The 9,803-nt window shown below is 39.2% G+C and carries 12 protein-coding genes; 10 read left to right on the top strand and 2 right to left on the bottom strand.

The window, feature by feature from the left end:
- Window positions 1–142: 142 nt before the first annotated feature.
- On the bottom strand, window positions 143–406 hold the full coding sequence (locus tag GD002_RS17295; RefSeq protein ID WP_153733617.1) for a YqhV family protein: 264 nt from the start codon (window positions 404–406) through the stop codon (window positions 143–145).
- A 406-nt stretch (window positions 407–812) separates the two neighbouring features.
- Between GD002_RS17295 and GD002_RS17300 the strand changes: the two genes are divergently transcribed.
- From GD002_RS17300 to GD002_RS17340, 9 genes are all read left to right on the top strand, one after another.
- Window positions 813–1,340: a YceI family protein gene (locus GD002_RS17300; protein ID WP_153733618.1), complete on the top strand. Its 528-nt coding sequence runs from the start codon at window positions 813–815 to the stop codon at window positions 1,338–1,340.
- Window positions 1,341–1,421: 81 nt separating this feature from the next.
- Window positions 1,422–1,856, top strand: a complete 435-nt coding sequence (locus tag GD002_RS17305; RefSeq protein WP_153733619.1) for a MarR family winged helix-turn-helix transcriptional regulator — start codon at window positions 1,422–1,424, stop codon at window positions 1,854–1,856.
- Window positions 1,857–1,910: 54 nt separating this feature from the next.
- Window positions 1,911–2,894: a ring-cleaving dioxygenase gene (locus GD002_RS17310; protein WP_153733620.1), complete on the top strand. Its 984-nt coding sequence runs from the start codon at window positions 1,911–1,913 to the stop codon at window positions 2,892–2,894.
- 16 nt (window positions 2,895–2,910) lie between these two features.
- On the top strand, window positions 2,911–3,504 hold the full coding sequence (locus tag GD002_RS17315; RefSeq protein ID WP_153733621.1) for an NADPH-dependent FMN reductase: 594 nt from the start codon (window positions 2,911–2,913) through the stop codon (window positions 3,502–3,504).
- Window positions 3,505–3,740: 236 nt separating this feature from the next.
- Window positions 3,741–4,679, top strand: coding sequence for a ring-cleaving dioxygenase (locus GD002_RS17320; RefSeq protein ID WP_153733622.1), 939 nt, complete (start codon window positions 3,741–3,743; stop codon window positions 4,677–4,679).
- Between the two features lie 20 nt (window positions 4,680–4,699).
- Window positions 4,700–5,035, top strand: a complete 336-nt coding sequence (locus tag GD002_RS17325; RefSeq protein WP_153733623.1) for a hypothetical protein — start codon at window positions 4,700–4,702, stop codon at window positions 5,033–5,035.
- Between the two features lie 36 nt (window positions 5,036–5,071).
- Window positions 5,072–5,692, top strand: a complete 621-nt coding sequence (locus GD002_RS17330; protein ID WP_194841678.1) for an alpha/beta hydrolase — start codon at window positions 5,072–5,074, stop codon at window positions 5,690–5,692.
- A 167-nt stretch (window positions 5,693–5,859) separates the two neighbouring features.
- Window positions 5,860–6,492: a nitroreductase family protein gene (locus GD002_RS17335; protein ID WP_153733625.1), complete on the top strand. Its 633-nt coding sequence runs from the start codon at window positions 5,860–5,862 to the stop codon at window positions 6,490–6,492.
- A 174-nt stretch (window positions 6,493–6,666) separates the two neighbouring features.
- Window positions 6,667–7,119 carry an SRPBCC family protein gene (locus tag GD002_RS17340; protein WP_153733626.1) on the top strand — a complete coding sequence of 151 codons (453 nt, stop codon included), beginning with the start codon at window positions 6,667–6,669 and terminating at the stop codon, window positions 7,117–7,119.
- A 564-nt stretch (window positions 7,120–7,683) separates the two neighbouring features.
- Here GD002_RS17340 and GD002_RS17345 read toward each other — a convergent pair.
- Window positions 7,684–9,135, bottom strand: coding sequence for a vWA domain-containing protein (locus tag GD002_RS17345; RefSeq protein WP_153733627.1), 1,452 nt, complete (start codon window positions 9,133–9,135; stop codon window positions 7,684–7,686).
- Window positions 9,136–9,420: 285 nt separating this feature from the next.
- Between GD002_RS17345 and GD002_RS17350 the strand changes: the two genes are divergently transcribed.
- Window positions 9,421–9,803 (top strand): nuclease-related domain-containing protein (locus GD002_RS17350; RefSeq protein WP_194841677.1); only part of this gene is annotated, 383 nt, incomplete at its 3' end.

A 9,803-nucleotide genomic window follows, 5' to 3' on the forward strand; every position in this document is an offset into this window, starting at 1 on the left:
ATTTCTCTGATTTTAGTACCGAAATGACAAAAGGGTTGGAAATCGTTACGATTTCCAACCCTTTTGTCTACAGTCTGGAAGAAGTATGTTCTCTCTAATTGGAGAGAACATACTTCTTTTTTTCATCCACTATTGATCCGCATCAATCCATCTTCAAACTGACCAGTATCAAGATAATTCCAGCAAACAAACAAATCATCCGCAGAAGCGAAATCTTCTCGGCAAGTCCAAATAACGCGATACCCGTTGTGATTATCAGCACGCAAGGACCGACGAGCGCCAGCAGCGTATTAATGTAAAAGGCTTTCTCCAAGTCATTGAACTTGTACATGAACAAGGCAGCGGTGATGTCCACACTGCCGGAAAAGATCCGCATAAGGATGATAATCAATAATGCACTTTCCATTCGTGACAATGCCTCTTTTCTTTTTTTAGAATAGATAAATAAGTGTTTTCTTACTATATGTGCGCTTGGCCATGTTCATAACGGGTCAAACCATGTTTATAGTATGAGGATAGAAAGTCTTCGCGAACGTATTTCTATTCGCGTAATTGGGCACCGTAGGGGGTTTAGGAGATAGTGCGTGGATGTGTTTTTGGGAGTTACGAGAGCTAAACAAAAAATAAAAAATCATGAATTTCATCAAATGTATTGACAGGTAAAGTGATAGTATGATAAATTTATCTCGAATTAAAGATAAATTAATTCAAAGCAATATCAAATTGATGCATAGCTATTTGCCCTATAGGAAGGCAGGGCAAAAAAATTTCATATATATCTCGATTACGAGATAAAAATAGGAGGATTTAAAATGGAGAAATGGACAGTAGACCAATCCCACTCAAACGTAGGATTTGAAGTAAAGCATATGATGGTATCGAAAGTGAAAGGACATTTTAATTCTTATACTGCAGATGTTGAAGCTGCGGATTTAACCGATTTAACAACTGCTATAATTTCCTTTGTATTTGAAGTGGCAAGTATTGATACAAAAAGCGATGATCGTGATAATCATCTAAAATCGGCAGACTTTTTCGATGTAGAAACCTATCCGTCAATTACATTCAAGTCCACAAACATTACGAAAGATGGAGACGACTACAAAGTAATTGGCGAGTTAACCATTAAAGATGTCACAAAGCCAGTAGCCTTTGATGTGGAATATGGCGGTAAAGGTACGAATCCGTGGGGTGTCGAAGTTTACGGATTTGAAGCGGAAGCAAAAATCAATCGTGAAGAATTCGGCTTAACATGGAACGCAGCGCTGGAAACAGGCGGAGTACTTGTCGGGAAAGACATCAAGATTAAGGTGGAACTTGAGATCAATCCACACGCATAAGTCAATTGGATTACAGATGGAAAAATACGAGAACAGGAAGTGTAAATTTACCATGTTTCCACCAATATTGGAGGGAAGTGAATGGGACTTACAAGCGAGGAATTAAAAGCAGTTACTGTTATACTCCGTACATCTCAATCTATTCTAGAAGTTATTCGAAAAGATGTCGCTCAGTATGGGTTAAATCCAACAGAGTTTTCTGTTTTGGAATTACTGTACCATAAAGGAGACCAGCCCATCCAAATGCTCGGTAAGAATGTTCTCATTTCCAGCAGCAGTACCACGTATGTCGTTGATAAGTTAGAGCAAAAAAACTATGTTGTTCGGAAAGGTTGCCAGGAAGACCGGCGAGTTACTTATGCAGCGTTAACGAATGCAGGAAGAGAGTTTATGGATGACATTTTCCCGCAACATCAAGTAATAATAAGCAAAATTTTTGAAGACTTAGAAGCCAATGAAGTTCAAGATACAATTGCTTTTTTAAAACGAATTGGCTACAAAGCAAAAGCGTTATAATTGTTTAACACACTTTTATCTCGAATTCGAGATAGTGGATCGGAGGAAATAAGTATGAATGGAATAAAAGGGATCCATCATGTTACAGCCATTACAAGCAGCGCGGAAAAAAACTATGAATTTTTCACCTATGTTTTAGGTATGCGTTTAGTTAAAAAAACAGTCAATCAAGATGATATTCAAACATATCACTTATTCTTCGCAGATGATAAAGGATCTGCCGGAACAGATATGACGTTCTTCGATTTTCCGGGTATTCCAAAGGGGACTCATGGAACAAACGAAATATATAAAACTGCTTTCCGTGTTCCAACAGATGAAGCATTAGCCTATTGGGTGAAGCGTTTTGACAAATATGAAGTGAAACATATGGGTATTAAAGAAACCTTCGGGAAGAAATCCATTTCCTTTGTTGATTTTGATGATCAGCAATATATGTTAATCTCTGATGAACATAATGAGGGAGTTGCCTCTGGTACACCTTGGCAAAATGGACCTGTCCCATTAGAGTTTGCCATTACTGGGTTAGGCCCCATTCATGTTCGGATCGCGCAATTTGATTATTTTAAAGAAGTACTTGAAAAAGTAATGGAATTGCGGGAAATAGCGAAAGAAGATTCGCTTCACCTATTCGAAGTAGGTGAAGGGGGCAACGGTGCTCAAGTGATTGTAGAACACAATACAATTTTACCCAATGGACAACAAGGCTTCGGAACTGTACATCATGCGGCATTCCGAGTTAACGATACAAAAGTATTACATGAGTGGATTGAACGGATGGAAAGTTTCGGTTTTGGTACATCAGGTTATGTGGACCGCTTCTTCTTTGAATCACTTTATGCGCGTGTGGCACAAGGGATTTTATTTGAATGGGCTACGGATGGACCCGGATTTATGGGTGACGAACCCTATGAAACAGTGGGGGAAATTTTATCCTTGCCACCATTCCTAGAGCCAAAACGTGAGCAAATCGAAAAGTTAGTGCGTCCGATTAATACAGTTCGTAGCACGAAACATATCGAAAAAGAATATTTGTAAAAGGTGGATACGTAACATGGGATTTTTAAATAAACTATTTGGAAATGAAAAACAGGAGGAACAACCAATGACAAAGCTAAATATCGGAATTATTTTAGGATCAACACGTGAAGGACGAGTAAGCCCACAGGTAGGAGCTTGGGTGAAAGAAGTCGCAGACAAACGTGGCGATGCAAACTATACAATCATTGATATTGCAGATTATAAATTACCACTTTTAGGTGAGCCCGGAGGAGATGCTTCTAAAGTAGCTGCTTGGTCGGAAGCCATCGCAAAACAAGACGGTTTCGTATTTATTGTTCAAGAATATAACCACTCCATTACAGGCGCACTTAAAAATGCATTAGACTACCTGCGTGACGAATGGAATAACAAAGCTGCTGGGATCGTATCATACGGATCTGTCGGCGGTGCACGTGCAGCAGAGCATTTACGTGGCATTTTAGGTGAATTATTAGTAGCGGATGTACGAGTACACCCTGCATTATCACTATTTACTGACTTCGAAAACGGGACAGATTTCAAGCCGAAAGAAGTACAAGTCGATTCAGTAAATCAAATGTTGGATCAAGTCATTCCTTGGTCAACTGCATTAAAAACAATCCGCTAATTTGGAGATTACACAACATGTGCATGGTTTTACATGTACATGTTGTTTCCTAAAAAGTATGAAGGCTGAGCAAATCGTTTTCAAGTTTTATTGAAGGATGTGCTCAGTGGTTATACGTTAGGTGATGATAATTGGAAAACCATTGGATACCATCTCATTTCGGTGATAACTAAAAATTAAATGATCCTTGGTCTAGTGGGAAGCCTAGGAGTTAGTAAATAGAGGAGGAACTAGTCATGAAAAAACATACAGCAGGCATTCACCACATTACTGCAATCGTTGGTCATCCGCAGGAAAATATTGATTTTTACGCAGGTGTACTTGGATTACGACTTGTAAAACAAACTATCAACTTCGATGATCCAGGAACGTATCATCTGTATTTTGGGAATGAGGGCGGAAAACCTGGCACCATCATTACCTTTTTCCCTTGGGCAGATGCTTATCGAGGCCGAATTGGCGACGGGCAAGTAGGGGTTACGACATATGTGGTACCGATGGGTGCAATGGATTTCTGGAAAGAAAGATTAACGAAATTTGATATTGACTATACCGTAGCCCATCGATTTGGCGAAACCTATCTTCAATTTGATGATCCACATGGGTTACATCTTGAGATCGTTGAGCGTGAAAGTGGAGAAGCGAACGGTTGGACTTTCGGTAGCGTCACCAAGGATGTTGCTATTAAAGGTTTTGGAGGAGCTGTACTGTACTCAAGTCGTCCAGAAGAAACGGCAACAACTTTACTAGATGTGATGGGGCTTGAAAGTATTGGTCAAGAAGGCGACTATAAACGATTTAAAGCAACTGCTGACATTGGCAACATTATTGATTTGAAAATGGTAACAGGGATACGTGGAACAATGGGCGTTGGGACTGTCCATCATATTGCATGGCGTGCAAAAGACAATGACGATCATTTGGAATGGCAAGAAGTTGCAATGAACAAAGGTCAGCATGTTACAGAAGTGAAAGACCGCAATTACTTCAATGCGATTTATTTCCGTGAATCTGGAGAAATATTATTTGAAGTTGCAACAGATCCTCCAGGTTTTGCACATGACGAAACACCTGAAACGATGGGGAGTGATCTGAAGTTACCTGCACAATATGAAAAGTTCCGTGAGCGATTAGAGAATTCATTAATTCCAATTAAAGTACGCCCACTTGACTAATCTGAAGGGGTGGAAAGATATTGATTGCCATAGATGCGAAGGGAAATTGGTTTTATTATTCCGAGACCAATCGCTTTCGTTACGACATAATCTTTACTCCAGTCTCAAGTGTAAATATCTCTGTACAAGGTATTAAAGAATCAAAAGTTCATATGGAATGTATACTTATCCAAGCGATTCCTTTAGGCAACGAAGACCCTACTGCTGATTTATTCATTGGAGGATTTACGCTTTTTCATATAGATGAATCTATTTATGAAAATGGAAGAATTGATGGTTTACATGCAATCAGCCGATTGGCAGGTGCAAACTATGCTACGATCGGTGACGTGATTACAATGGAAAGACCGAAATAAAAGGAAGTATTCTATTAATAAAAAGTGAGGATTGGTATTATGCAACATATTTTTAAGCAAGGAACGAATCCAGATCAACCAGTACTACTGTTATTACATGGTACGGGTGGAAATGAACAGAGCTTATTGCAGTTAGCGGAGATTATTGATCCTGAAGCTTCCGTTTTAAGTGTACGAGGCAATGTTTTAGAAAATGGAATGCCCCGTTTCTTTAAAAGGTTGGCTGAAGGTGTATTTGATGAGGAAGATTTAATTATACGCACAAAGGAACTGAATCACTTTTTGGTTGAATCAGCCGAAAAGTATGGATTCAATCGCCAAAACATTGTAGCGGTTGGTTACTCGAATGGGGCGAATATCGCGGCGAGTTTGTTATTTCATTATGCAGATTCGTTAAAAGGAGCTGTTTTACATCATCCGATGGTGCCAAGAAGAGGTATGTCGCTTCCGAATTTAGAAGGAACAAAAGTATTTATTGCGGCTGGGACAAACGACCCAATCTGTCCGCAGCAAGAATCAGTTGACCTGAAGGCATTGCTAGAAGAAGCCAGTGCGTCCGTTGAAATACATTGGGAAAACCATGGTCATCAGCTGACGATGAGTGAAGTGCAAGCGGCTAAAGAGTGGTATGAGCAAATAGAAGGAAGTACTCTTTAAAGTCATACATCCAGGCATGCTCAACCGAAAGGCTATTCGTTATCGTGTCGATTAGCCTTTTTACATAGTGATCCAAGGATCTTACAAAAAGAAAGACAAGCGAAATTCTTACCAATTCTACGAAGAGTTTTAGAGAGAGAAAGAAAAAAGAAACGGAGCGAATAATCATGAGTTTTGATAACCTAGTAAAAGTCCGCCATTCTACAGTAAATTTTATAGAAGATGAAAAAATGACGGAAGAAGATTTTAAAAATATATTTGAGTTAACAAAAACAGCACCTAGTGCATTTAATTTGCAGTTCGCAGAGTACCTAGTCATAACAGATAAAGAGAAAAAAGAACGTGTGAAAGAATTAAGCCATAACCAATATAAAATCCATACAGCAAGTGCTGTAATACTTGTCATGGGAAATAAGAACAGTATTGAGCTGCCCGAAATCGAAAAAATATACGGTCCAATGAAATTGCTAAAAATGATAGATGAGCTAGAATATGAGATGACCATTGAAACAATAAAACAGTATAGTGAGAGGCTAAAAGAAAATCCGAATGAGTTGGATATGGAGTTAGCACGAAATGTGGGTCTTCATGCCATGCTATTTATGTTAAGCGCAAAGCATTTCGGGTTCGATACATGTCCAATGCATGTCCACAATGTAGAAGAATTACGAAACGAATTTAGTATTCCTGCTCATTTGGAACCCATTATGATGATCACAATCGGTAAAAGTGTCGATAAAGTTCGATCACGCGGTTATCGTAAACCCGTCGGAGAATTCGTCAATTTTAATAGGTATTGAGGAGTTCAGTTTGTTAGACAAAGTTAGAACTTCAAGAACCAATTTGCTTTTTTCTCCTAAACGGTTGCCCGCCATTTAATTTCTCCTCAATAGAAGGTGAATTTTAACAGTCAAAATGCTAAAATGAATGTTGGATAGTCCCATTATTAATTGAGAAGAAAGTAGTGAAAATGTATGGCAACCGCATCGCATTCTGTAATTATACCAACGTCTGTCGAAAACGTATGGAATTATGTGAGTCATATTGAAAACTGGGCAACCATGGTTCCTGCCTATAAGGAGCACGAACAAATTGATGAGCATACGTCAATTTGGACATTCGAAGGAAATTTTAAAGGCCTAAAAAAGACGGTGAAAATGGAGCTAATCATCACGGAATTCCATGAGCCATCCATGATTCGGTTCGAATTAAAAGGCATTACGGATAACTTTACTGGAAGTGGAGAGTTTACAGCGGAAGAAACTGCTGGAGACACAACGATGACAGGGACGGTCGAAGTGAATGCAGGCGGCTTGACCGGCGCTGTGCTATCACCTGTTATTAAAATGGTGCTACCAAAAGTGACAACACGTTTAACCGAAAAAATTGCTCGACACATTAAACGGGAAGAGATGCCTGTTTTGTGATTGAAAAGCGTATGCAGATCGCCTCATATTATTCATATGAGGCGGTCTTTTTTATGGAATTTTGGTGTTCTCAAAGGCGTGTGTGCTATTTGACTCGGAAGAGGATCTAAGCATAGCCCTTGCGAGTGAAAAGAGGAAGTAAACTAGATCCAAGTATGCCTCATCTTCTCGAGAGCATTCACAAACTGCTCCGTGATGATGTGAGAAATACAAACGAAAGGTTATGGAAGAAAAAGAACAACTCTTATATAGTTTGTCAAATCCTTTCGGAAGTCACCTAAGAAACAGGCGACCATCCGATTCAAATGGATTCCTTGAAGACAAGCACAAGTAAATAGAACAGAGAATATAGGGAGGTTTACGTAGTTGGTTTGAAGCTTCCATTGTATGCATTTATTATGATTTCGACTTATTCTCTATTGAATTGACAACCGATATGACGCAGGAGAGGCTCAAGACATGTCATATGAACGCCTTTAACTACTTTGATTGCAAGAAACTAGTGCTTTTAATAAACTAGCACAGAGCACATGTATTGATTCACTTTATTAGAAAGTATTACTCTTATTTCCCCTGTGACTCACGAAGTTCAAACATCCGATCTGTCCACTTATCCACCCGTTCGACAATAGCTTTCCGCTCATTTTCCACTCGAATTCGTGCCCGAGCGTCTAGTGCATCCTGAACTTCAATGGCCTTATCTTTTTTTACTTGGATCATTTCTTGCACTTCTTCTTGTATTTCTGGAGTGATCCATTTTTCTGAATGCATAGAACGAAGTGCTTCGTGCATCCGATCAGATTCATTTAGTGTAGCATATAAAAATCGTGAGGAAATGTTAGAACGGTCGACCATCTCGGTATATAATTGCCCCCATTGTTTCAATAATGAATTAGACTTGCTCATGATTTCATTGAGAGAAGGTAGCCACTGTTCTGTGATTGATTGGTCAAGCTCTTCAATTGTTTTAGCCGAGATATATTCTCCCTTACCAGCTTCCGCGACAGCTTTCAATTGTTGCTCACCTTTTGAATCGACATCAAAACCGATAATGTTCACTTGTCGATCCGTGCTCTCTTCTGCAAATGCCTTTGCTTCCGCTATCGGATCACCACCACAAGTCTCCGCACCATCACTAACGATGTATACAGTCAATTTTCCAGTAGAATCGGACGTATGTTCACGAGCAAATTTAATCGCTTCCGCTATAGGCGTCCAGCCCTTTGCTTGCACGCCATCCACAGCTTCCTTAAATTCTTTTGCCTTAAAAGGACCCATTGGATATACTTCTTCAATAGTCGTGCATGACAACTCTTTATCCGACTGATTCTGTGTACCCGCGTGTCCGTACACAACCAATGATACGTCATCACTCATACCAATAGTGCTTGCAAAACGGGAAGTCGCACGTTTTGCTATGCCCATCTTCTGCTTACCTTGGACATTTAGCAGCATACTTGAGCTGGCATCTAATAAAATCATCGCTTTTCCTGGCTCCACGGTTTCTTGTTCCTTGGCACCTTCCAACTCTCCTGGTTCTGGTAAATAAGGTTCAAACCAATCCATACTGAAATCGTCTAACTCTGCCGCCACTTGACCATATGCATTGCTTCCGACATAATAATGCAACGCCTTGAAAATAAGCTCTGGCTCCTGAGTCTCTGCTGCAATTACACCTAATTTATCGGTCAGCTCTTCTTTATAATCACCTAGTCCAAAATTTCCCCACACTTGTTTCGTTTCTTTTTCATAGGGGATGTCGGCAGTAAAGAGTCCAGGTTGTTGTGCGATAAATGTCTCTTCAGAATTAGGTATCACTATGTTCTGTATCTCATCCAAGATACTTTCTGCTGAAGAAATTTGTTGTTCATTCACTTTTTCTACTTCAACCTCTTCCTGAAGGACTTCCTCCGTTTGCTTTTCATTCACCGACGACACTGGAATATTGTCTGGTTTTTCCTTTTCTTTTTCTGAACAACCTCCCGTGATGATGACAAGTAATGAGATCACCACCATTTGAACGATCGACCTTTACAAAAGTAATCATCCTTTCCCTGAATTCTATAGTCATTCTATCAATAACATGTAGAAACGGCTATAGAAATCTGAAAATAATAATAATTACAGTGGATGTATCCCGTCAAGAGCATTGTGACAAATTTGCCAAAAAATTGATAGGCAATAATTATTAACCTTGGTATGATAGTAGTGTTAAATAGAATAATCTTGCAATTCGCTAATTGTGTACGTCGGTTGATTCACAAGATATCCATTTGAATTAAAAAGTGGGGGGCCGTTTATATGTCTTTTGCAAAGAAACCATTTTTATCAAGGGTCATAGATACATTAAAAGATAAAGCAGAATTACAATCACCTGTTGTTATTAAAGAAGGTGACTCGATCGATATGGAGATTGGACGTTTACGAAATAAATTAGCTAAAGGACTGTTACCCCCAGATTCAAAGAAAATAGAACAGCAAATAAAGTTGTTGGAGATAGGGAAAGCTGGAGAACAGTCACTACTGTTTGAACTAACTAATTCATTTCTTCCCATCATGATTTTACATGATGTAAACATTAAACATGGGGGATTATCTGCTCAAATAGATTTTATTGTCGTGACTCGACAATTCATCCTAGTCATTGAAGTGAAGAAGTATTTCGGTAACATTACAGTTAATGA

The sequence above is a fragment of the Sporosarcina obsidiansis genome (genome assembly GCF_009651005.1).
In the GTDB taxonomy this organism is placed as follows: Bacteria; Bacillota; Bacilli; order Bacillales_A; family Planococcaceae; genus Sporosarcina; species Sporosarcina obsidiansis.

Coding starts and splice junctions, on each gene's coding strand:
- GD002_RS17320 (WP_153733622.1), top strand. CDS start 3,741: ATGAAAAAACATACAGCAGGCATTCACCACATTACTGCAATCGTTGGT.
- GD002_RS17335 (WP_153733625.1), top strand. CDS start 5,860: ATGAGTTTTGATAACCTAGTAAAAGTCCGCCATTCTACAGTAAATTTT.
- GD002_RS17300 (WP_153733618.1), top strand. CDS start 813: ATGGAGAAATGGACAGTAGACCAATCCCACTCAAACGTAGGATTTGAA.
- GD002_RS17345 (WP_153733627.1), bottom strand. CDS start 9,135: ATGGTGGTGATCTCATTACTTGTCATCATCACGGGAGGTTGTTCAGAA.
- GD002_RS17315 (WP_153733621.1), top strand. CDS start 2,911: ATGGGATTTTTAAATAAACTATTTGGAAATGAAAAACAGGAGGAACAA.
- GD002_RS17305 (WP_153733619.1), top strand. CDS start 1,422: ATGGGACTTACAAGCGAGGAATTAAAAGCAGTTACTGTTATACTCCGT.
- GD002_RS17295 (WP_153733617.1), bottom strand. CDS start 406: ATGGAAAGTGCATTATTGATTATCATCCTTATGCGGATCTTTTCCGGC.
- GD002_RS17340 (WP_153733626.1), top strand. CDS start 6,667: ATGGCAACCGCATCGCATTCTGTAATTATACCAACGTCTGTCGAAAAC.
- GD002_RS17310 (WP_153733620.1), top strand. CDS start 1,911: ATGAATGGAATAAAAGGGATCCATCATGTTACAGCCATTACAAGCAGC.